This is a genomic window from Schauerella aestuarii, assembly GCF_009866805.1.
In the GTDB taxonomy this organism is placed as follows: Bacteria; Pseudomonadota; Gammaproteobacteria; order Burkholderiales; family Burkholderiaceae_B; genus Schauerella; species Schauerella aestuarii.
This window is the reverse complement of sequence record NZ_SIZW01000043.1, coordinates 719,918-742,182: the sequence shown is the minus strand read 5'-3', so window position 1 is coordinate 742,182 and position 22,265 is coordinate 719,918. Positions and strand designations below refer to the sequence as shown.

The following is a 22,265-nucleotide window of genomic DNA, read 5'->3' as shown; positions in this document are numbered from 1 at the left end:
ACCCTCACTGCATCCAGAACCCGCCGTCCATAAAAAAACCCGAGGTCCCCCTCGGGTTTTTCACATCGACTCGCGCGCGTGCCGCGCACGGATTTCAGTGGATCAACGCTTGTCCATCGGGGGCACCGGACGGGTGACCGGGCCGGTAAACAGCTGACGCGGACGGCCGATCTTGTAATCGGGATCCGACAGCATTTCGTTCCACTGGGCAATCCAGCCCACCGTGCGAGCCAGCGCGAAAATCGCGGTGAAGAGCGACGTGGGGATGCCGATCGCGCGTTGCACGATGCCCGAGTAGAAGTCGACGTTCGGGTACAGCTTGCGTTCCACGAAGTACGGATCTTCCAGCGCGATGCGCTCGAGTTCCATGGCCAGCTTGAAGAGCGGATCGTCTTGCAGGTTCAGCGCTTCGAGCACTTCCTTGCACGTCTGTTGCATCAACTTGGCGCGCGGATCGTAGTTCTTGTAGACGCGGTGACCGAAGCCCATCAGGCGTACGCCCGAGTTCTTGTCTTTCACCTTCTCCATGAACTCGCCCACTTTCTCGACGCCGCCATTGGCCTGCAGCTCTTCGAGCATTTGCAGGCACGCTTCGTTGGCGCCACCGTGAGCCGGACCCCACAGGCACGCCACGCCGGCGGCGATGGCCGCAAACGGGTTCGTGCCCGACGAGCCGCACAAGCGCACCGTCGAGGTCGATGCGTTTTGTTCGTGGTCGGCGTGCAGGATGAAGATGCGATCGAGCGCACGCTCGACCACTTCGTTGACCTTGTAGTCTTCGCACGGCGTGGCGAACATCATGCGCAGGAAGTTGCCCGTGTAGGACAAATCATTCTGCGGATAGATGAACGGCTGACCTTGCGAGTACTTGTACGCCATCGCCACCAGCGTCGGCATTTTGGCGATCAAGCGGATCGCAGAAATGTGACGGTGCTGGGGATTCGTGATGTCGTTGGAGTCGTGATAGAACGCCGAAAGCGCGCCCACCAGACCCGTCAATACGGCCATCGGGTGTGCGTCGCGACGGAAGCCGCGCAGGAAGAAATGCAACTGCTCGTTGACCATCGTGTGATGGGTCACCTGATGATCGAAATCTGCCTTTTGTTCGGCGTTCGGCAGATCGCCGTTCAGGATCGTGTAGCAAATGTCGAGGAAGTCGCAGTTGGTCGCGAGCTCTTCGATGGGGTAACCGCGATACAGCAGTTCGCCCTTGTCGCCGTCAATATAGGTGATCCCCGACGCGCACGCAGCCGTCGACATGAAACCGGGATCGAACGTGAACATGCCCGTCTGGCCGTACAACTTGCGGATATCGATTACGTCCGGACCTTCCGTGCCTTGAAACACGGGAAACTCTACGGACTTGCTGCCATCCGAAAACGATAGGGTGGCTTTCTTATCGGACAATTTCATCGTTATTTCCTCAGATAATTTAGAGCGCGCGCATCTTGCCGATGATGTCATGGATCAAAGGCGTATCCAATCCACCTTCGGGTTGAGCGCGGTTCAGCAGAATGTCGAGCAGTTCGTTGTCTCCAAGCTCGAATAACTGCGTCAAGGCAGTCACGTCGACATCCGTCAGCTCAGTCTCGTAAGCATCCAGATATCGCGTAAAGATCAAATCGTTTTCCAGCAAGCCGCGACGCGCCCGCCAACGCAGACGCGCACGGCCCAGCTCCGAAAGCTTTTTTGCGCCGGAATCCTGCGTCACACCGACCGCCGGACCATCAACTCTTTGATCTTGCCGATTGCCTTCGTCGGATTCAGACCCTTGGGACAGACATCGACGCAGTTCATGATGGTGTGGCAACGGAACAGACGATACGGATCTTCAAGGTCGTCCAAACGCTGGCCGGTCGCCTCGTCGCGGCTGTCCGCGATGAAACGATAGGCCTGCAGCAGACCGGCAGGACCCACGAACTTGTCGGGGTTCCACCAGAACGAGGGGCACGAGGTGGAGCAGCACGCGCACAGAATGCATTCGTACAGACCGTCGAGCTCTTCGCGCGCTTCCGGAGTCTGGAGGCGCTCTTTTTCGGGCGGCGGCGTATCGTTGATCAGGTAGGGCTTGATCGAATGATACTGATTGAAGAAGTGCGTCATGTCCACGATCAGATCGCGGATCACGGGCAGACCCGGCAGGGGCTTGAGAACGATGGGTTCCTTCAGCTCACGCAGGTTAGTGGTACAGGCAAGACCGTTCTTCCCGTTGATGTTCATGGCGTCGGAGCCGCAAACACCTTCGCGGCACGACCGGCGCAACGCCAGGCTGTCGTCGACGTCGTTCTTGATGCGCACCAGCGCATCGAGCAACATCTTGTCGGTCGGCTGAAGCTCGACGTCGAGCTTCTGCATGTACGGACGCTCATCCTTGTCAGGATCGTAGCGGTAGATCTCGAACTTCACGATACGTTTGGTGCTCATGCCAGCATCCTGCTTAGAAAGTACGTGCCTTGGGCGGGAAGGAATCAACCGTCAAAGGCTTCATCTGAACCGGTTTGTAATCGAGACGGCTGCCTTCCGAATAGAACAGCGTGTGCTTCAGCCAGTTCTCGTCGTCGCGCGTCGGGTGATCGTCCAGCGCGTGCGCGCCACGGCTTTCAGTGCGGGCCGCAGCCGAGTGGATCGTCGCGCGGGCCACTTCCGTCATGTTCTCCAACTCGAGCGCTTCGATACGCGCGGTGTTGAACACCTTGGACTTGTCCTTGAACGCGATGTTCTTGGCCTGCTCGCAGATGGCTTCGATCTGAACTTCGCCTTCCTTGAGCATCTCGACCGTGCGGAACACACCGCAGTGCTTCTGCATCGAGTTGCGGATCGCCTGACCCACGTCCTGCGTTTTTTCGCCGGTCTTGCGCTGTTCGAGCGCATCGATGCGGGCCAGCGAAAAGTCGAGCGACTCTTGCGGCACGGGCTGATGCGAACGTTGGCGTTCGAGGTGCGAATCAACGATGTGATTGCCGGCCGCGCGGCCGAACACCACCAGATCGAGCAGCGAATTCGTACCCAGGCGGTTGGCGCCGTGCACCGAGACGGCCGAGCATTCGCCGATGGCGTACAAGCCATTGACGACCTTGCTTTCGCCGTTCAGCGTGGACATCACCTGACCGTGGTAGTTGGCCGGAATGCCGCCCATCTGATAGTGGATGGTGGGCACGACGGGGATCGGTTCCTTGATCGGGTCCACGTTGCCGAACTTCATCGCGATTTCGCGAATCGACGGCAAGCGCTTGTTGATCACGTCGGCGCCCAGGTGGTCGAGCTTGAGCACGACGTAGCTGCCGTCGGGACCGCAACCGCGGCCTTCCTTGATTTCCTGATCCATCGAGCGCGACACGAAGTCGCGCGGGGCCAGATCCTTCAGCGTGGGCGCATAGCGCTCCATGAAGCGTTCGCCATCCTTGTTGAGCAGGATGCCGCCTTCACCGCGCACACCTTCGGTGATCAGCACGCCCGCGCCGGCCACGCCGGTGGGGTGGAACTGCCAGAATTCCATGTCTTGCAACGGCAAACCGGCACGTGCCGCCATACCCAACCCGTCGCCGGTATTGATGAAGGCGTTCGTGCTCGCGGCCCAGATGCGACCGGCACCGCCGGTGGCCAGCACCGTCGTCTTCGCTTCCAGGATGTAGACCTCACCGGTTTCCATTTCGAGCGCGGTCACGCCGACGACGTCGCCGTCATCGTTGCGCAGCAGATCGAGGGCCATCCACTCGACGAAGAACTGCGTACGGGCCGACACGTTGCGCTGGTAAAGCGTATGCAACAGGGCGTGGCCGGTACGGTCTGCGGCCGCACAGGCGCGCTGAACGGGCTTCTCACCGAAGTTGGCAGTGTGGCCGCCGAACGGACGCTGATAAATCGTGCCATTGGCGTTGCGATCGAACGGCATGCCCATGTGCTCGAGCTCGTACACGGCATTCGTGGCCTCGCGGCACATGAACTCGATGGCGTCCTGGTCACCCAGCCAATCCGACCCCTTGACGGTGTCGTACATGTGCCAGTACCAGTTGTCTTCGCTCATGTTGCCCAGCGACGCACCGATACCGCCTTGCGCCGCAACCGTATGCGAACGCGTCGGGAACACTTTGGAGAGGACTGCCACCGAGAGACCCGCTTGGGCCAACTGCAGCGAACAGCGCATGCCGGCTCCGCCGGCGCCAACGACCACCACATCAAACTGGCGGCGCGGCAATGAATTCTTGACAGCGACCACGGCTTATAGACTCCAGAGAATTTTGGCGAAAAACGCGAGCGAACCGGCCAGCCACAGAATGGTCAGCACATGCAGGGTCAACCGCACGCCGACGGGCTTGACGTAGTCCATCCAGATGTCCCGCACGCCGATCCAGGCGTGATAGACCAGCGAGGCGAACGCCAGGGTCGCCAATATCTGCCCCAAGGGCAGCGAAAATACCGTAAACGTGAAAATTGCGCGCCAGTTCTCGAACGTGAATCCGGACATCGTGAGGATGCCAATGAGGATCACGAGGGTGTACACCGCGAGAATGACGGCAGTGATGCGCTGGGCCAGGAAGTCACCCACACCGTAGTGGGCACCGACGACCAGGCGCTTGTTGCCGTAGTTTTTCGACATTGCCATCTCACCACACTCCGAACAATTTCAGCGCAAAGACCAGCGTCAACGCCAGGCTGACACCAAACACGATTCCAGCGCTTTTTTGCGCCGCTGCCTTGTCAAGGCCGATGTGCAAGTCGAGCATGAGGTAGCGAATACCGGCACAGAAGTGATGCAGATAGCCCCACATCAAGACCAGAACGATCAGCTTCATGATCGGGTGCCCCATATAGGCGGCAACGTCGTTGAACGTTTCTTGCGAGGTCACGCTTGCTGCGAAGAGCGGCAGAATGACCAAGGGCAGACAGAGAAAAAGCAGAGCGCCGCTTACGCGGTGGAGAATGGACAGCTTGCCGGCGAGAGGCAGGCGGTAGCTCATGAGCTGCGTTACGCTGATATTGCGAAACTGCGGCCGCGGCTTGGCAACTGGGTCGGACATGACAACCTCGGGGTTACATACAAAAAATCGGTGTGAACAACGACTGTCCCGTCGGGACAAACGCACTATTTTCGCCCAATGTATGGGTCGGTATCAAATCGCCTCTGAAAACCACGTTAATTCAAACTATTGCGGTAGTGATAACGGTCGGTCAGATACCAACCTCGCCGGATTTCAACCGGCCGGTCGCCGTAGCTGTATGACAGCCGGTCGACCTGCAAAATAGGTGTGCCCTGATCGATGCGCAAAATACTTGCAGCGTCTTCATTGGCGGCCACCGCCCTGATTTTTTCGTCGGCGCGCACCATGCTCACCCCGAATTCGGTTTCGAAGAGCGCATAAAGCGGGCCGCGATTGCGCGCCAGCACTTCTGCCGTAAGCCCTTTGAACACCCCACCGGGTAACCAGATGTCGTCGACCACCGACGGCACGTCGCCAAAACTGAGCAGGCGCCGGATCGCGACCACCGTTTCACCGGTCCGCAGATCGAGCACCCGCGCGATGTCCAGGGGCGCGCGCAAGCGCTTACAGGACAGAATCCGACTCTGCGCCGGCTGGGCATCGCTTTCCTGATCGGGTGCCAACCTGAGGAAACGAAAACGCACGCGCGCCTCGTTATGAGTGGACACAAACGTGCCGCGACCCTGCCTGCGTTGCAACATGTGCTCAGCCGCAAGCTCATCCACGGCCTTGCGCACCGTCCCTTGACTGACCTGAAACCGCGCGGCCAGGTCGAGTTCGCTGGGGATCAGTTCGCCCGGCTTCCACTCGCCCTGCTGAAGGCTTTGCAGCAGCAACGCCTTGATCTGCCTGTAGAGCGGGCTGAAAGCCGCACTCTGCGGCTTATCCGCGAGCGATGATCTGACGAGGGGTTCGGGCCTGGGTTCTGCCATGGAAGATTGGGTAAACAGGCGAGCACGGGGCTCGCGTCGGGGTGCATTGTCGCACAGCAATAAAATTCTGGCAGCCATCTTATGTCTTATATAAGATATAAGAGGCGTTGACGCTTACGTCAATTCGATCTAGGATTCGAGACCTGCCGATGCAAGGCTTTCGAAAGCAGCCGCATCGGCCACGCATTACACTGTTCGACGAGATTTTTTCTCGTCAAACTACTACGGAGATCCGCTTCATGTCCAAGCCCGCCATGCGCGTTGCCGTCACCGGCGCCGCCGGCCAAATCGGCTATGCCCTACTGTTCCGTATCGCCTCCGGCGAAATGCTGGGAAAAGACCAGCCGGTCATCCTGCAATTGCTCGAAATCCCCGATGAAAAAGCCCAGAAGGCGCTCAAGGGCGTCATCATGGAGCTGGACGATTGCGCTTTCCCGCTGCTGCAGGAAGTCACCGCCCACAGCGATCCGCTGACCGCATTCAAGGATATCGACGTCGCCCTGCTGGTCGGCGCCCGTCCGCGCGGCCCCGGCATGGAGCGCAAGGATCTGCTGAGCGTGAACGCCCAGATCTTTACGGCGCAAGGCAAGGCACTCAACCAAGTGGCCAAGCGCGACGTGAAGGTGCTGGTCGTGGGCAACCCGGCCAATACCAACGCTTATATCGCCATGAAGTCGGCACCGGATCTGCCCGCCAAGAACTTCACCGCAATGCTGCGCCTGGACCATAACCGCGCGCTGTCGCAGTTGTCGGCCAAGTCGGGCAAGCCCGTCGCCGAAATCGAAAAGCTGATCGTCTGGGGCAACCACTCGCCCACGATGTATCCCGACACCCGTTTCGCGACGGTTGGCGGTGAAAGTCTGCAGAAGCTGATCAAAGACGACGCATGGAACAAAGACACGTTCATCCCCACCGTGGGCAAGCGTGGCGCCGCCATCATCGAAGCCCGCGGTCTCTCGTCGGCGGCATCGGCTGCCAACGCCGCCATCGACCACATCCGCGACTGGGTGCTGGGCAGCAACGGCAAGTGGGTCACGATGGGTATTCCCTCGGATGGCTCCTACGGCATTCCCGAAGGCATCATCTACGGCGTGCCGGTCACGACCGCCAATGGCGAGTACACCCGAGTGGAAGGCCTGGAAATCGACGCGTTCTCGCGCGAACGCCTGGACTTCACCTTGAAGGAATTGCTCGAAGAGCGTGACGGCGTGGCCGATCTGCTGAAGTAAATCCTGTGAATGATCGGGCCCGCTTAGTCGGGCCCGATTGTTATCTCCCGCCGCACGTTCGCGAATCCATCCCTTCGGAGCCTGTCATGTCCCGTTCCCCCTCTCCCGGTGCCCTCTTCCGCCAGGCCCTGGCTGAAGAAAAACCGCTGCAGATCATTGGCGCCATCAACGCCAATCATGCGCTGCTGGCCAAACGCGCGGGATATCGCGCCATTTATCTGTCCGGCGGCGGCGTGGCGGCAGGTTCGCTGGGCTTGCCCGATCTGGGCATCAATACGATGGACGACGTGCTGACCGACGTGCGCCGCATCACCGATGTCTGTGACGTTCCCCTGCTGGTGGATATCGACACTGGTTTCGGCGCCTCGGCCTTCAATATCGCCCGTACCGTCAAGAGCCTGATCAAATTCGGCGCTGCCGCCTGCCACATCGAAGACCAGGTGGGCGCCAAGCGCTGCGGTCATCGACCCGGCAAGGAAATCGTATCGACCGAGGAAATGGCCGATCGCGTCAAGGCCGCGGTAGATGCCAAGACCGACAGCGACTTCTTCATCATTGCCCGCACCGACGCCATCGCCAGCCACGGTGTGGATGCCGCCATCGAGCGTGCGATCAAGTGCGTGGAAGCCGGCGCGGATGCTATCTTTGCCGAAGCCGCCTACGATCTGCCCACGTACGAAAAATTTGCCAAGGCCGTCAGTGTGCCGCTGCTGGCCAACATCACCGAGTTTGGCCAGACCCCGCTTTTTACCGTGGAAGAACTTCGCGGCACGGGCGTCGGCATGGTGCTCTACCCGCTTTCGGCCTTCCGCGCCATGAACAAAGCGGCAGAGAATGTGTACACCGCCATCCGCCGCGACGGCCATCAGAAGAATGTACTCGACACGATGCAAACGCGTGACGAGCTGTACGACCGCATCGGCTATCACGCATTCGAGTCGCAACTCGATGCGCTGTTCGCAAAGAACAAGGGCTGAGCACTGCCCCCACCATCCTTCGAAGGAGTTGAGACATGAGCAGCAACGAAACAGAAAAGACCGGGTTCAAGCCCAAGAAGTCAGTCGCGCTCTCCGGCGTCGTCGCCGGCAATACCGCATTGTGTACCGTGGGTAAGAGCGGCAACGACCTGCACTATCGGGGCTACGATATTCTCGATATCGCCAACACCAGCGAATTCGAGGAAATCGCCTATCTGCTGGTGCACGGCAAGCTGCCCAACGAAGGCGAACTACGCGGCTACAAAGCCAAGCTGCGCAGCCTGCGCGGCCTGCCCATCCAGCTCACGGCCGCGCTCGAAGCGCTGCCCGCGGCGAGCCACCCGATGGACGTCATGCGCACGGCGGTATCGGTGCTGGGCTGCATCCTGCCCGAGAAAGACGACCACAACGCGCCGGCCGCGCGCGACATTGCCGATCGCCTGATGGCCAATCTGGGCTCGGCCCTGCTGTACTGGTATCACTACAGCCACAACGGCCAGATCATCGACGTCCAAACCGACGACGACAGCATCGGCGGCCACTTCCTGCACCTCCTCCACGGCAAGAAACCGTCGGAAGAGTGGGTGCACGCGATGCACGTCTCGCTCAACCTGTACGCCGAGCACGAATTCAACGCCTCAACCTTCACGGCCCGCGTCATCGCAGGCACCGGTTCGGACATGTACTCGGCTATCGCCGGCGGCATCGGCGCGCTGCGTGGCCCCAAGCACGGCGGCGCCAACGAAGTGGCCTTCGAGATCCAGAAGCGCTACGACACGCCGGATGAGGCCGAGGCCGACATTCGCAAGCGTGTGGAGAACAAGGAAGTCGTGATCGGCTTTGGTCACCCCGTGTATACGGTGTCCGACCCGCGCAACAAGGTCATCAAGGATGTGGCCAAGAAGCTGTCGAAAGACGGCGGCAGCACCAAGATGTACGACATCGCCGAGCGGCTTGAAACCACGATGTGGGAAGTCAAGAAGATGTTCCCCAATCTGGATTGGTACTCGGCCGTGAGCTATCACATGATGGGCATCCCCACTGCGATGTTCACGCCGCTCTTCGTGATCGCGCGCACCGCCGGCTGGGCCGCGCACATCATGGAACAGCGCGTCGACAACAAGATCATTCGCCCCACGGCCAATTACGTGGGCCCGGACGATCAGAAATTCGTGCCGCTTTCGAAGCGCAAATAAAACAAACGAGATCAGAGGAAGACTTTAGATGTCCGCACACATTTCCAATGTTCGTCCCGAGCCCGATCAGGTCCTGGTCGATATCGTCGATTACGTGCTCGACTACCAGATCAAAAGCGATCTGGCGTATGAGACGGCGCGCAACTGCCTGATCGACACCCTGGGCTGCGGCCTCGAGGCGCTGGAATATCCCGCCTGCCGCAAACTGCTCGGCCCCGTCGTGCCCGGCACGGTAGTGCCAAATGGCGCCAAAGTGCCCGGTACGCAATTCCAGCTCGACCCCATCCAGGCCGCGTTCAACATCGGCACGATGATTCGCTGGCTGGACTTCAACGACACGTGGCTGGCTGCTGAATGGGGCCATCCGTCCGACAACCTCGGCGGCATTCTCGCCACCGCCGACTGGCTCTCGCGCAACGCCGTCGCCGCCGGCAAGCCGGCGCTCTCGATGCGTGACGTGCTTACGGGCATGATCAAGGCGCACGAAATCCAGGGTTGCATCGCCTTGGAAAACTCGTTCAACAAGGTCGGTCTGGATCACGTGGTGCTGGTGAAAGTCGCCTCCACCGCCGTGGTTGCGCAGATGCTGGGCTTGAACCGCGACGAAGTGCTCAACGCCGTCTCGCTCGCCTGGGTCGATGGCCAGAGCCTGCGCACCTACCGCCACTCGCCCAATACCGGCAGCCGCAAGAGCTGGGCGGCGGGCGACGCCACCAGCCGCGCCGTGCGCCTGGCCCTGATCGCCAAGACCGGCGAAATGGGCTATCCGTCGGTGCTGTCCGCCAAGACGTGGGGCTTCTACGACGTGCTGTTCAAGGGTCAGCCCTTCAAGTTCCAGCGCCCGTACGGCAGCTATGTGATGGAAAACGTGCTGTTCAAGATTTCGTTCCCGGCCGAGTTCCACTCGCAAACGGCCGTTGAATGCGCAATGGACATCAACAAGCTTCTCGCTCAGAAAGGCAAGTCGGCCGAAGACATCAAGCAGATCACGATTCGCACGCACGAAGCCTGCATCCGGATCATCGACAAGAAAGGCCCGCTCGATAACCCGGCCGATCGCGATCATTGCATTCAATACATGGTGGCCGTGCCGATTCTCTTCGGACGCCTCACCGCCGGCGATTACGAGGACGAGATCGCCGCCGATCCCCGCATCGATGCCCTGCGCGACAAGATCGTCTGCGTTGAAGACACCACGTTTACCCGCGATTATCACGATCCGGAAAAGCGGTCGATCGCCAACGCTGTCACCGTCGAATTCAACGACGGCTCCAAGCTCGACGAGATCGTGTGTGAATACCCCATCGGCCACAAGCGCCGCCGTGGCGACGGTATTCCGCTTCTGGAAGCCAAGTTCCGCACGAACCTGGCGCGCCAGTTCCCGGCCAAGCAACAACAGCGTATTCTGGATATCTCGCTCGACCAGAAGAAGCTCGAGGCGATGCCGGTTCACGAATACGTCGATCTCTACGTGATTTAAGTCGACGGCGTGATTCAGGTCGACTGCATGGGAATGCGGTCGGCAGCATCACCCAAGCGGCCCTGGCTGAATGGATCCGGAAAGCCGGATCGGTTCAAGCGGGCCGCTTTTTTCATTTCAGGAGCCCTGCATCATGACTGTTCCGGTTACCCATCTGGCCGACGCGAACCGCTTCGAAGCCATTGTCGACGACATCACTTGCGAACTTGATTACGCGCTGAACGATGGCGTGATGACGATTCTGCATACCGGCGTGCCGGCCGCCGTCTCGGGTCGCGGCATTGCCGGCGATCTCACCCGCGTGGCCCTGGATACGGCGCGCGAAAATGGCTGGCGCGTCGTGACCGCGTGTTCTTACGCGGCCGAGTATGTGCGCCGCCATCCGGACTATGCCGACCTGACGGTTTGATGCGTTGACGATCTTATGATCGGTGACGGCGTGATTGCCTGGGGATCACGACGATGGCCCGTGCAGCGCCGACAGCGCCACAACCGGCGCCCCGGGGCCTGAAACGATGGCATCGGAGCGTCGATCGGCATTGACCCTTACAATCGCGGGTTATTCCTTCACTCGCCCGCCGCATTCCTCATGAACTCACCGGTTATTGCCTACGTGCTGCAGCTCAGCTTCAGCACCCTGGTGGCCTGTTTCGTTGCTGCCACGGTCTCCGCCATTTTCATTTACTTCAATACGCGCAAGATCAACCAGGCCATGAAACACCCATACCTCGAACATCGCACGTTCGAGCAGTATCCGATGGCGATTCGTCTGGGTATTCTGCTGGACTATTTTCTGCGCGTGACGTTTCCCACGTCGAAACTGTGGCTGGCGGGTCACGCCAATCGCATGCTCAAACACGTCGATCCCAAGAAAATCTCGCTCGGCCTCAAATGGCCGCTGGTGGGGCTCTGGGGCGGCTGCTTTCTAGGAATGATTGCCATGATCGCCATGTGGACCACCCTGCTGGTGTCACGATGAGCCGCGAACGTCCGTGCCCCTGCGGCAGCGGCCGCATGTACCCGTCGTGCTGCGCACGCTGGCACATGGGCTCGTTCAAGCTGCGCGCCCCCGATGCCGAAACGCTGATGCGCTCGCGCTATACGGCGTATGTGATGGACGACCTCACCTACTTGCGCGATACATGGTGGCCCGAGACCCGTCCGGCCACCATCGAACCCAATCCGGCCGATCTGAAATGGCTGGGATTGCAGGTCAAGGGCGTCGAGAACATCGATGCGGACAATGCCGTCGTCACTTTCGTTGCCCGCTACCGAGTGGCCGGCCGCGGCATGCGCATGCAGGAAACCAGCCGCTTCAAGCGTTCGAAAAGCCGTTGGTACTACGTGGACGGCGACGTCAGCTGATTGTGCGGGCGCATCCGTCCAATCGAACGGCATGTGTTGCATCGATCGGATGACGCGTCAAAAAAACGGCACGGCCTGTGCTTCGGGGGTTCGGAGACAGGCCGTGCCGTTTTACTTGAACGCACGAACTTGCCTGGGTGCGCTGCCCGGCGCTCATCATGAGCGATCAGGCGCGCTCAGGCAGAGATCAATAGCGGATGCCGGGGGCTTGCGGAGCCGGCGCCATCGGGGCGGGAGCCATCGGCGCAGGTGCGGCGCCTTGCGGCATCGGAGCCGGTACCGGGCGACCGGCACGCGGCATCGGCGCGGGGGCAGCGCCCGGAGCATTGACCTGGTTGGCGGGTACCTGGATGGTCATTTCACGCAGCACACCGCCGCCTTCCACGCTACCCATGGTGCGGCCTTGGCCGGACATTTGCGCGACGCAAGCCGAACGGTCGGCGGCGGGCAAGGCATTGCAACGTGCGGTGGCGTTCTGGTCGTACTGCTGGTTTGCGTTCACCAGGCGGCTGCGCATGGCTTCCTGGCGGGCAGCGCCAGCTTCCTGCAAGCAGACGTTCTTCGGCTGAGCGGTCTGGCCGGCGTTGCATCGGGCAACGTCGGCTTGATATTGGCGTTGAATCTCGGTGCGCGCCGAATCGGCGGCGAAGGCCGACGATGCGGAAGCCAGCAGCAGGCCAGCGGTACACAGAGCAAGGCTCGGCAAACGAACAGACATTCGACGTGCATTCATAGAACACTCCTATTTTCGCCCAGCAGGACGGATTGCGATTTAACGTACGGCATCGGAAAAGCGTCGCGGCCTCATCTGCATGAGCGATATAGACCTTTGACGCCAGTCCGACCCCGACGCGATGGCGGTTACGTTAGCAAGCGCTATGCCGCGGCCTTGCTCATCCCATTCCCACGTATCCCCCATCTTGATGTTGGTGCAGCGCATAACGTTAAGCCGGAAGCCTAAGTCATTGACTTCGCTGCATTACGGCAACACTTTATCGTGAAGTCGAAAATTTATATTGCACTGCAATACGATGAGCATAAGATGAAGACTCACCCACGCAGCAGGACTTCTCAGGGAGAAGACCATGAGCATCAAGTCACTCGCCAATGCCCGTCTTACCGATACATTGGAACGCAGCCTCGTCGAAGTGGAAGCTGAGCATGCACGACAGATCGCACCGAGCGTCGGCCGATTCGCCGGCCGCGCGGCGCACGTGCTTGGCGCTTTCGCCTGGATGGTGCAGGACACGCTTCGCGCGCAACGCGCCGGCCGACAGCAGCATCCGGTGATTTCGGCCTACCGCGCCAACTGATGGCCAAAGTTGATCGCTGCGGTTGATCCGCTGGCGGTCGGCTGAAGGGGCACACCGAACACCTGAAGTGTCGGGCGTGCCCTTTTTGCTTTCGCCGCGCTTTAAGACTGACGCCCGTCGTTATGCCGGGTTGGCTCGCGCTTCTCGACATCCTCGCGCGGCTCGCCGTCTTCATCCACCACCGTATCGAGTTCGTTGCCCAATACATCCTCGGCCGACGAAGCCGGCACACGCGTCAACGGCCGAGGCGTATGCCCCGGCGCAGGGGCGTTTTCCGCCACCTGAACCCGCACCGGCCGGCCCAGCGCATTGCCCGGCGGCAAAGCGCGATCGGTGCCCTCCTCGCCCGCTGTTTGCGCCAGATTGACGTTGGCGCCAGGCGCCGCGCCCCGCTTGTCTTGCCCGAAATACACGACGGTATGCGGATACGGCAACTCGATGTTGGCAGCATTGAAGTGCTTTTTCACCAACCGGTTGTAGCCCCGCTGCACGGCCCACTGCATGCCCGGCGTCGTCTTGATCAGCACACGGATCGTGAAACCGCGCTCGTTGAGCGCCGTCACGCCCGGGATCGTCATGTCTTCCAGGATCTCCGGCGCGAGCACGGGATCCAGCTTCAACTCTTCAAACGCTTGTTCCAGGTGATACATGGCATCGTCCACGCTTTCGCGATAGGCCACCGTGTATTCGCCCAAGTGGTAGGAGAAATCGCGCATGTGATTGGCGACCGTGGTCACTGACGAGAACGGAATCAGGTGGTAACCGCCATCCAGCGTGCGAATGCCCACCGACCGGATCGTCAGCTTCTCGACCGTGCCGAATACACCTGCCGCCTCGACCACATCGTTCTGATTCATGCCGTTTTCGAGCTGGATGAACACGCCTGTGATGATGTCCTGCACCAGCTTCTGCGCGCCGAAACCGATCGCCAGGCCAACCACGCCGGCCCCTGCGATCAGCGGCGCGATATCGATGCCGATCTGCGACAGCAGAATGAGGATCGTCATGGTCACGATCACGATCAACGCAGCGTTACGGAACAGCGACAGCAGCGTTTTCTCGCGCGCACTGGGCGCGCCCTTGCCTGACGACACACTCAACCGATGCTCGATGATGCTGGCAATCACCGTCCAGGCCAGGGCGGCGACCAGCAGAATGATCGCCACGTGAATTACCGTGCTCACCGTTGCGCGCCCACTCTCCGAAGCAATCCACACCGCCAGATTGAAGGCCTGCCACGCATCGAACACGACGAGCACGACGGCGATCAGGATCAGCATCCGTATGCCCTTGAGCGTGGCGGGCACGTACGCGTTGAGCCGGGCCTCGAGCATGGGCAAACGCGCCCGCATGTCGTCCGAGAGCCGGAGCGGCCGCGACAGCGCCAGACTCAGGATCGACGAGAGCAGCATGCCGATCGCAATGGCAATCAAGGTTTGCACCGTGGCGCGCGCCATGAACGGCAATGCATCCTGCGGCGCGATCTGGCTCACCACCAGCAGCACCGTGAAATAGGCGATTGCAGCAAGATGCCACACGCGCGCCAGCATGCGGATCAGGGTGCCGAAAAACGCCGTCGAGGCGCGATCGGCCCGGGCCTCGAGCCGATGACGAATCAGCGCGCGGTTACTCCAGATCACCCGTACGGCATAGATATAGACGCCAAGCATGATCAGCAGGCCCAGCATCTGCCCCACTGCGGCCGAGAACATGGCCTTGACCAGCGGCACCACGATCAGCATGCCGTAACCGGTCAGGCTCACGACCACCGCCAGCCAGCGATTCCAGTACGTGGCCACATCGTCGGCCATCGGCAGCAAGCGCAAATGGCCATAGCGCGTGGCGAACACCACGCGGATCAGCACCTTGGTGATCTCGACTGCCATGAACGCATTGATGAAAAAGAGGTCCAGCGTTCCGATCGAGCCCTGCCGGCCAGTGCCGAAAAGTCCCACGCCGTAGCCCACCAGGCAGGCAAGCAACACGACTGCGAGATCCACCAGGAATGCCGCGCCCATGGCGATCGCGGAACGGTACCAGCCGCGCGCGTGAAAAACGCGATGGCACGACGAAGAGCGCGGTGCCGCGGCGGCCGCCACCGTATCGGCATGCGCCGGACTGACCGGCCCGGCAAGCGCGTCGTCCACCTGCGGCGAAGCCACCACGTCACCGTCGGGCAACGGGCCGATCTGTGCAGCGGCCGGCGCAGCGTCCTCACCCCTGGCCACCCAGACGTCAAGGCGCGCGAAAATCAGTCGGGCCAAGGCGCGCAACACCGCAAAGGCAATCACCGTGGCCAACAGCACGATGGCGAAGCTGGTAAGCGCCTGGGTCCACTGCGCCCAGGTCACGCCACGCGCGCCCCCGCCGCTTCCCAACGACTTGAAGGTGTCGATCGCCTCGCTCACGTCCAGCGCAATTCCCGCCACGAACGCCTGTGTGCCGTCGGCGATGCGCCGGCCAAGCGATGCGTCGCCTTGCTCCTCCGGCAAGGTGAGCTGGGCGTTGGACGCCGCGGCGATCGACTTGTCCGTGGCCGATGCGCCTTTGGCGGGCGCCGCAGGCGATCCCTGGCTCGATCCCGCGGCAGGCGGCGCTGCGCCCGCAGCCGGCGCAGGTGCAGCACTGCCCGACGCCGGTGCCGTGGCGGCCGGTTGCCCGGCGGCCAGCGTGCGCAGCTGTTCAATCAGTTGCCGGCGTGAGGATTCGTTTTCGAGGGCGTCGGCCAGGGCCCCATATGAAGCCAGGCCTGCGCCAGAGCTAGCCGTTGCGGCAACATGCGCCGGGTCGGACGCCGTTGCAGTGCCCGGTGCCGGGTTCCCTTGCGCGGATGGTGGTGAGCCGGCCGACGGTGCGGCCGAGTCGGCCTGGGCCCAGGCGCGCGGCGCCCACAGGCAGACACTACTGATCAACAACACAATAAACAGAAACGGCGCCCAGACCGGGATGCGGCTTCGAGGAAGATGGGGGGTGGTGTTGGCGATCTCCCGCAAGGGCGCCCTCCGTGTGAATTTTTTTGGGAAAAGTGCCGGGTGCGGCGCACGACCGTACCCGGAAAAGCCCTAGAGGATAACAAGCCCTCTGCGGAAGACCTGCAACAAGGGTCAAATTCAGCCCTGTCTTATATAAGATACAAGACCTTGAAGTCCGCGCGGGTTGGCACTAAAATCACCGCCGTATCGTCTTCTCCACCCCTCTCTTTCAAGGCCTGCAATGCTCGAATCGTATCGCCAACATGTCGCCGAACGCGCGGCGCAGGGCATCCCCCCGCTGCCCCTCTCCGCCACCCAAACTGCCGATTTGATCGAGCTGCTGAAGGCGCCTCCCGCCGGCGAAGAGCAGGTGCTGCTTGACTTGATCACGCACCGCGTGCCCGCCGGTGTGGACGATGCCGCCAAGGTCAAGGCGTCCTACCTCGCCGCCGTCGCGCTGGGCAAGGAGAGCTGTGCCCTGATTTCGCGCAGCCGCGCGACCGAACTGCTCGGCACGATGCTGGGTGGCTACAACATCGGCCCGCTGGTCGAGTTGCTGGATGACGCCGAAGTCGGCGGCATTGCGGCCGACGCGTTGAAGAAAACGCTGTTGATGTTCGATGCCTTCCACGACGTGAAGGAAAAAGCCGACGGCGGCAATGCCAACGCGCGCAGCGTCATGCAAAGCTGGGCCGATGCCGAGTGGTTCACGAGCCGTCCGGAAGTACCGGAAAGCCTGACCATCACGGTCTTCAAGGTCACCGGCGAAACCAACACCGACGATCTCTCGCCCGCGCCCGACGCCTGGAGCCGCCCGGATATTCCGCTGCACGCCCTGGCGATGCTGAAGAACCCGCGCGATGGCATCACCCCCGAAGAGCCCGGCAAAACCGGTCCGGTGGCATTCATCAACAGCCTGAAGGAAAAAGGTCACCTGGTTGCCTACGTCGGCGACGTGGTCGGCACGGGATCGTCGCGTAAATCGGCCACCAACTCGGTGCTGTGGTTCACCGGCGAGGATATTCCCTTCGTGCCCAACAAGCGCTTCGGCGGTGTGTGCCTGGGCAGCAAAATCGCCCCGATTTTCTACAACACGATGGAAGACGCCGGCGCCCTGCCGATCGAGTTGGACGTGTCCGACATGAACATGGGCGACGTCGTCGAACTGCGTCCGTTCGAAGGCCGTGCCCTGAAAGACGGCAAGGTCATCGCCGAATTCTCGGTCAAGTCCGATGTCTTGTTTGACGAAGTGCGCGCCGGTGGCCGCATTCCGCTGATCATCGGCCGCGGCCTGACGGGCAAGGCGCGCGAAGCGCTGGGCCTGCCGCCCTCGACGCTGTTCCGCCTGCCGCAAGATCCGGTCGATACCGGCCGCGGCTACACGCTGGCACAGAAGATGGTCGGCCGCGCCTGCGGTCTCACCGACGGCAAGGGCATCCGCCCGGGCACGTACTGCGAACCGAAGATGACCTCGGTGGGCAGCCAGGACACCACGGGCCCCATGACCCGCGACGAACTGAAAGATCTGGCTTGCCTGGGTTTCTCGGCCGACCTCGTCATGCAGTCGTTCTGCCACACTGCCGCTTACCCCAAGCCTGTGGACGTGAAAACGCACCACACCCTGCCGCAATTCATCAGCACCCGTGGCGGCATTTCCTTGCGCCCGGGCGACGGCGTGATCCACTCGTGGCTCAACCGCATGCTGTTGCCCGACACGGTGGGTACGGGCGGCGATTCGCACACGCGTTTCCCGATCGGCATTTCGTTCCCGGCCGGTTCGGGCCTGGTGGCGTTCGCCGCCGCCACCGGCGTGATGCCGCTGGACATGCCTGAATCCGTGCTGGTGCGCTTCAAGGGCAAACTGCAGCCCGGCGTCACCCTGCGCGATCTGGTCAACGCCATTCCGCTGTACGCGATCAAGGCCGGCCTCCTGACGGTGGCCAAGCAAGGCAAGAAGAACATCTTCTCGGGCCGCGTGCTCGAGATCGAAGGCTTGCCGGATCTGAAGGTCGAACAGGCGTTCGAACTCTCCGATGCGTCCGCCGAACGTTCGGCCGCCGGTTGCACGGTGCATCTGAACAAAGAGCCGATCATTGAATACATCAACAGCAACATCGTGATGTTGAAGTGGATGATCGCCAATGGCTACGAAGACGAGCGCACGCTGGGCCGCCGCATCAAGGCGATGGAAGCCTGGCTGGCCGATCCGCAATTGTTGCAACCGGACGCCGATGCCGAGTACGCCGCCGTGATCGAAATCGATCTGGCCGACGTGCACGAGCCGATCGTCGCCTGCCCCAACGATCCGGACGACGTGAAGACGCTGTCGGACGTGGCTGGCGCCAAGATCGACGAAGTGTTCATCGGCAGCTGCATGACCAACATCGGTCACTTCCGCGCCGCGTCCAAGTTGCTCGAAGGCAAGCGCGACATTCCGGTCAAGCTCTGGGTGGCACCGCCCACCAAGATGGATGCGCAACAGCTTTCCGAAGAAGGCCACTACGGCGTGCTCGGCGTCGCCGGTGCGCGCATGGAAATGCCCGGCTGCTCGCTGTGCATGGGTAACCAGGCGCAGGTGCGCGAAGGGGCAACCGTGATGTCGACCAGCACGCGCAACTTCCCCAACCGCTTGGGCAAGAACACGTTTGTGTACCTGGGATCCGCCGAACTCGCCGCCATCTGCTCGCGCCTGGGTCGTATCCCGACCAAGGAAGAGTACATGAGCGACGTTGGCGTCATCGCCGAGCACAGCGACAAGATCTATCAGTACTTGAACTTCGACAAGATCGCCGACTACAAAGACGTCGCCGACGTGATCGAAGTCTGATCGGTCTTTAGAACGTTTCGATCCGCGTGCTTCGTGCAGCGGATCGATAATGAAAATGCCACGATGTATTCGCATCGTGGCATTTTTTTGCGCGCGAGCCGGGCAAAGGCCCATCGCCGGCCATGATGGCCGCCGGCGACGAGGCCGGCGTCCGGCCAGGAGCGCCGTTGAGCCGGCGTTGCGTTACGCAGCAGTCGTCTTCTTTTCCAGACTCACTGCCGTCATATAGCCCACCGCTGCGCCAAAGCCGTCCTTGTAGTTGGCCTTGATCAGCGGATCGAGCACCGGCTTGACCACGTTGTGGATCGCGCCCCAATCGCCCGCGTGCTGGAAGTTGGCCGTGATGTACGTCCAGCCGTTGATCTCGTCCACCGCCTGCAGGCCAGTGGCTTCCGCACCGGCCGGCGTGGACAGGATGCGCGACAACGCTTTCGTGTCGACGTTGTACGCCCACAAGAAGTTGTTGACGTGATTGCCGCTGTCCTCACCGATGAACAAGGTGCGCAACTTTTCCGAGAATTTGATGTTGTCGGGGCTGGCGATGTTGTCCGGGTTGGCGGTATTCCCCAATGCATCCGCTGCGATGTCTTCGCCCAGCAACAGCATTTTCGATGACGTGGGCACCCACTCGCTGCCGATGGCGCCGCCTGTGGTGTCGACCTGGCTACCGGCCAGGGTGTGGGCCAGAATGCCGCCTGCCTTGACCACCTTGGGCAAGGCAATATTGGCCGACGCGCGCCACGTCTTGTCGCCCTGAATCATCGACGCCTGGATGTTGGCCAAAGCCGAATAGGCGATCTTGTCCTTGGCGTTGACGGTCGTGCCTTCCATCTTGGTGAACGCCATGCTCGCGCCCAACAGATCGGCGTAGCGGTGCGTTTCGAGAAACGCAGCCGCCTGCTCCATACCCGGCACCAGCTTGACCCAGTTGGCCACGCCATCCGAAAACACTTTGGTGAACGACGCATCGACCGGATCGACCACGCGCACATCCATGATGTCGCTGGTGACGAGCGTATTGGCCAGCGCTTCGATCTGCGCACTGGTGGCATGACCCATCTTGATCCACTGGATGCCGGCGCCGGCCGCGTTCACATCGAGCGACAGGCCCGGGGCATAACGCGCCACGTACAAATGGCCGGAGGAAAGGTCCTTCGGACGATCCGCGACGAACATGAACAGGCCACCGTTGGTGTAATCGTCGCCCATCAGCACCGTCTGATTGTCGGGCATGACTTCGACCAGCTCGTGCGAAATGCGGCCCATGCAGTAGTGCTTCACAACCTTGCCGGTGCCGTCAGGCTGCACCGTAATCTCGGGCATGTGGCCATAGTGATACGGTTTGGCGATAGCGGGGTCGTTGTACACGCGCTGGCTGAAGGCGGCAAAGCTCTTCTTCACGCTCAGGGCGGCCGCATCGGTGCGCGTGGTGCTGGTGATGGCGGCGGCGTCGGGCTCGTACTCTTCGCTGGACAAGTGCGTGTTCCACGGTGACAAGCTGGCGCCGCAGGTGATCCACAATCCATGCACCGAAGACGTATCGACGTTGTGATACTTCACCAGCGTCAGGTTGCCCGTGGCCTGATCCTGATCGAGCGTGAGCACGCCGATCGGCGACGGCAGTTGACCGTACGTGCTGTTGCCGGCCAGATCGTGATCGTTGTATTCGAACTGCACCACGACGAATACCGGCTTGCCCGTAATGCCGGGCACATTTGCATTTTCGAGCGCGAGCATCGACATGCCGTCCGGGCAATTGGAAAAGAATTGACGCGCCGAGCCCGGCACCGACGTATCGATAATAGGCTTGTTATTGATGTCGTAATAGCCACCCGACAACATCGTGCCGCCGTTGCCATCCGGCACGAGGTCGCCGGTAATGAAAAACGGTTTATAGGCGAGCGTCATCGTTTCTTTGCTGCCGTCGCTGAATGTGAGTTCCATCGCCGACTCGACCAAGGTGGTCGCCATCTTGGCGGGATCGCTCAGATTGGGCGCGGCCATGGACGTGAATGCAGCCGAGGTGAAGGTGACGACCGGCGGCGGCGTGACGGGCGTGCCGGTGTCCTCGTCATCGTCGTCATCGCCGCCACAGGCGGTGAGCAGACCCAGCGAGCCGAAGCTGGCCAGCGGCAACACAGGCGCGCCGCTGAGCATCTTGAGCAGGCGACGACGAGATTGGTTATTCACTTCCGACATTTTTTAGGACTCCAAGTTGAATCGAGGCGAAGCGAATCCTATTTGTCGACTGTGACAGTTTGAATGTTGAGAAACGTTCGGCGACGCGACAGCAACAGATGTCCGTCCACATGCAAAACTGCACGTGGTTTCATTAGATTGTCATGCACTTATGCCGCGTTACCGGCGATGCGCGCTATTCCGTCTTTCATACGAGTGCGCAATGGACGCAGTCTGTGCTATACACCCCCAAGGTGCTGCCGCTGTACACGCCGACGATGACGTGTCTGTGAATGGCGCCGCCGCCCTCTGGAGATGCTCCCCATGCCCGTTCGTACCGAAATTGCCGTTCGCCCTTATGACGACAAGGATGGTCCCCGGCTTCTCGACATCTTTCATGATGCAGTCCATCGTGGCGCAGCGGGCGAGTACTCCGAAGAACAGCGCCGCGCATGGGCGCCGGAAAACATGGATCTCGCGGCCTTTACCGCAGCACTCACCACGCAGCAAACCTGGGTCGCCGAGATCGACGGCACGGTCGTCGGTTTTTCGGATCTGGCGCCAAACGGCTACGTCAACATGATGTTCGCGCATCCCGACTACCAGGGCCAGGGCATCGCCACCACCTTGCTGTCGCAAGTCGAACAGGCCGCCACCACCCAGGGCATGCAACGCTTGATTACCGAGGCGAGCGTGACCGCTCGGCCATTTTTCGAAAAGCGCGGTTTTATGCTGACCGCCGAGCAATGGGTACCGCTACGCGGCCAGACGCTGACGAACTTCTTGATGGAAAAGTGGTTGACGCGTTAAGTGCCGC

General features: G+C 61.2%; 20 protein-coding genes. 10 read left to right on the top strand and 10 right to left on the bottom strand.

The features are described from left to right. Positions 1-102 precede the first annotated feature (102 nt). From EYW45_RS22675 to EYW45_RS22645, 7 genes are all read right to left on the bottom strand, one after another. Positions 103-1,413 (bottom strand): citrate synthase, encoded by a 1,311-nt coding sequence (locus tag EYW45_RS22675; protein WP_161137703.1) that lies wholly within the window; start codon positions 1,411-1,413, stop codon positions 103-105. Positions 1,414-1,432: 19 nt separating this feature from the next. After that, positions 1,433-1,711, bottom strand: coding sequence for an FAD assembly factor SdhE (locus EYW45_RS22670; RefSeq protein WP_161137702.1), 279 nt, complete (start codon positions 1,709-1,711; stop codon positions 1,433-1,435). After that, the gene (locus EYW45_RS22665) at positions 1,708-2,424 is read right to left on the bottom strand and encodes a succinate dehydrogenase iron-sulfur subunit (protein WP_161137701.1); all 717 of its coding nucleotides are present in this window, start codon (positions 2,422-2,424) and stop codon (positions 1,708-1,710) included. The genes EYW45_RS22670 and EYW45_RS22665 overlap by 4 nt, the downstream gene beginning before the upstream one ends. Positions 2,425-2,437: 13 nt before the next feature. Continuing rightward, on the bottom strand, positions 2,438-4,216 hold the full coding sequence (gene sdhA / locus EYW45_RS22660) for a succinate dehydrogenase flavoprotein subunit (RefSeq protein ID WP_161137700.1): 1,779 nt from the start codon (positions 4,214-4,216) through the stop codon (positions 2,438-2,440). Between the two features lie 3 nt (positions 4,217-4,219). Continuing rightward, positions 4,220-4,603: a succinate dehydrogenase, hydrophobic membrane anchor protein gene (gene sdhD / locus EYW45_RS22655; protein ID WP_161137699.1), complete on the bottom strand. Its 384-nt coding sequence runs from the start codon at positions 4,601-4,603 to the stop codon at positions 4,220-4,222. 1 nt (position 4,604) lies between these two features. Continuing rightward, positions 4,605-5,018 (bottom strand): succinate dehydrogenase, cytochrome b556 subunit, encoded by a 414-nt coding sequence (sdhC, locus tag EYW45_RS22650; RefSeq protein WP_161137698.1) that lies wholly within the window; start codon positions 5,016-5,018, stop codon positions 4,605-4,607. Positions 5,019-5,134: 116 nt separating this feature from the next. Next, positions 5,135-5,911, bottom strand: coding sequence for a GntR family transcriptional regulator (locus EYW45_RS22645; protein WP_161137697.1), 777 nt, complete (start codon positions 5,909-5,911; stop codon positions 5,135-5,137). Between the two features lie 239 nt (positions 5,912-6,150). On the opposite strand from EYW45_RS22645, the gene EYW45_RS22640 reads away from it, so the two are divergent. From EYW45_RS22640 to EYW45_RS22610, 7 genes are all read left to right on the top strand, one after another. After that, on the top strand, positions 6,151-7,140 hold the full coding sequence (locus EYW45_RS22640; RefSeq protein ID WP_161137696.1) for a malate dehydrogenase: 990 nt from the start codon (positions 6,151-6,153) through the stop codon (positions 7,138-7,140). Positions 7,141-7,226: 86 nt separating this feature from the next. Continuing rightward, entirely contained in the window at positions 7,227-8,117 is an 891-nt protein-coding gene (gene prpB, locus EYW45_RS22635; RefSeq protein WP_161137695.1) for a methylisocitrate lyase, read from the top strand. Positions 8,118-8,152: 35 nt separating this feature from the next. Next, positions 8,153-9,313 carry a bifunctional 2-methylcitrate synthase/citrate synthase gene (gene prpC / locus EYW45_RS22630; RefSeq protein ID WP_161137694.1) on the top strand — a complete coding sequence of 387 codons (1,161 nt, stop codon included), beginning with the start codon at positions 8,153-8,155 and terminating at the stop codon, positions 9,311-9,313. 28 nt (positions 9,314-9,341) lie between these two features. Continuing rightward, on the top strand, positions 9,342-10,793 hold the full coding sequence (locus EYW45_RS22625) for a bifunctional 2-methylcitrate dehydratase/aconitate hydratase (protein ID WP_161137693.1): 1,452 nt from the start codon (positions 9,342-9,344) through the stop codon (positions 10,791-10,793). A 133-nt stretch (positions 10,794-10,926) separates the two neighbouring features. After that, entirely contained in the window at positions 10,927-11,202 is a 276-nt protein-coding gene (locus EYW45_RS22620; protein WP_161137692.1) for a GNAT family N-acetyltransferase, read from the top strand. A gap of 180 nt (positions 11,203-11,382) precedes the next feature. Next, on the top strand, positions 11,383-11,772 hold the full coding sequence (locus EYW45_RS22615; RefSeq protein ID WP_161137691.1) for a hypothetical protein: 390 nt from the start codon (positions 11,383-11,385) through the stop codon (positions 11,770-11,772). After that, positions 11,769-12,158: a YchJ family protein gene (locus EYW45_RS22610; RefSeq protein ID WP_161137690.1), complete on the top strand. Its 390-nt coding sequence runs from the start codon at positions 11,769-11,771 to the stop codon at positions 12,156-12,158. The genes EYW45_RS22615 and EYW45_RS22610 overlap by 4 nt, the downstream gene beginning before the upstream one ends. Positions 12,159-12,345: 187 nt before the next feature. Here the strand turns inward: EYW45_RS22610 and EYW45_RS22605 are convergent, their stop codons facing one another. Next, on the bottom strand, positions 12,346-12,891 hold the full coding sequence (locus EYW45_RS22605; protein WP_235939185.1) for a hypothetical protein: 546 nt from the start codon (positions 12,889-12,891) through the stop codon (positions 12,346-12,348). 352 nt (positions 12,892-13,243) lie between these two features. On the opposite strand from EYW45_RS22605, the gene EYW45_RS22600 reads away from it, so the two are divergent. Continuing rightward, entirely contained in the window at positions 13,244-13,471 is a 228-nt protein-coding gene (locus EYW45_RS22600; RefSeq protein WP_161137689.1) for an XRE family transcriptional regulator, read from the top strand. A gap of 101 nt (positions 13,472-13,572) precedes the next feature. On the opposite strand, the gene EYW45_RS22595 is transcribed toward EYW45_RS22600, so the two are convergent. Then, on the bottom strand, positions 13,573-16,464 hold the full coding sequence (locus tag EYW45_RS22595) for a mechanosensitive ion channel domain-containing protein (RefSeq protein ID WP_235939184.1): 2,892 nt from the start codon (positions 16,462-16,464) through the stop codon (positions 13,573-13,575). Positions 16,465-16,684: 220 nt separating this feature from the next. Here EYW45_RS22595 and acnB point away from each other — a divergent pair, with 220 nt between their 5' ends. Then, the gene (gene acnB, locus EYW45_RS22590; protein ID WP_161137688.1) at positions 16,685-19,270 is read left to right on the top strand and encodes a bifunctional aconitate hydratase 2/2-methylisocitrate dehydratase; all 2,586 of its coding nucleotides are present in this window, start codon (positions 16,685-16,687) and stop codon (positions 19,268-19,270) included. A 183-nt stretch (positions 19,271-19,453) separates the two neighbouring features. On the opposite strand, the gene EYW45_RS22585 is transcribed toward acnB, so the two are convergent. Continuing rightward, positions 19,454-21,469 (bottom strand): PhoX family protein, encoded by a 2,016-nt coding sequence (locus EYW45_RS22585; protein WP_161137687.1) that lies wholly within the window; start codon positions 21,467-21,469, stop codon positions 19,454-19,456. A gap of 303 nt (positions 21,470-21,772) precedes the next feature. Between EYW45_RS22585 and EYW45_RS22580 the strand changes: the two genes are divergently transcribed. Continuing rightward, positions 21,773-22,258, top strand: coding sequence for a GNAT family N-acetyltransferase (locus EYW45_RS22580; protein WP_161137686.1), 486 nt, complete (start codon positions 21,773-21,775; stop codon positions 22,256-22,258). Positions 22,259-22,265 lie beyond the last annotated feature (7 nt).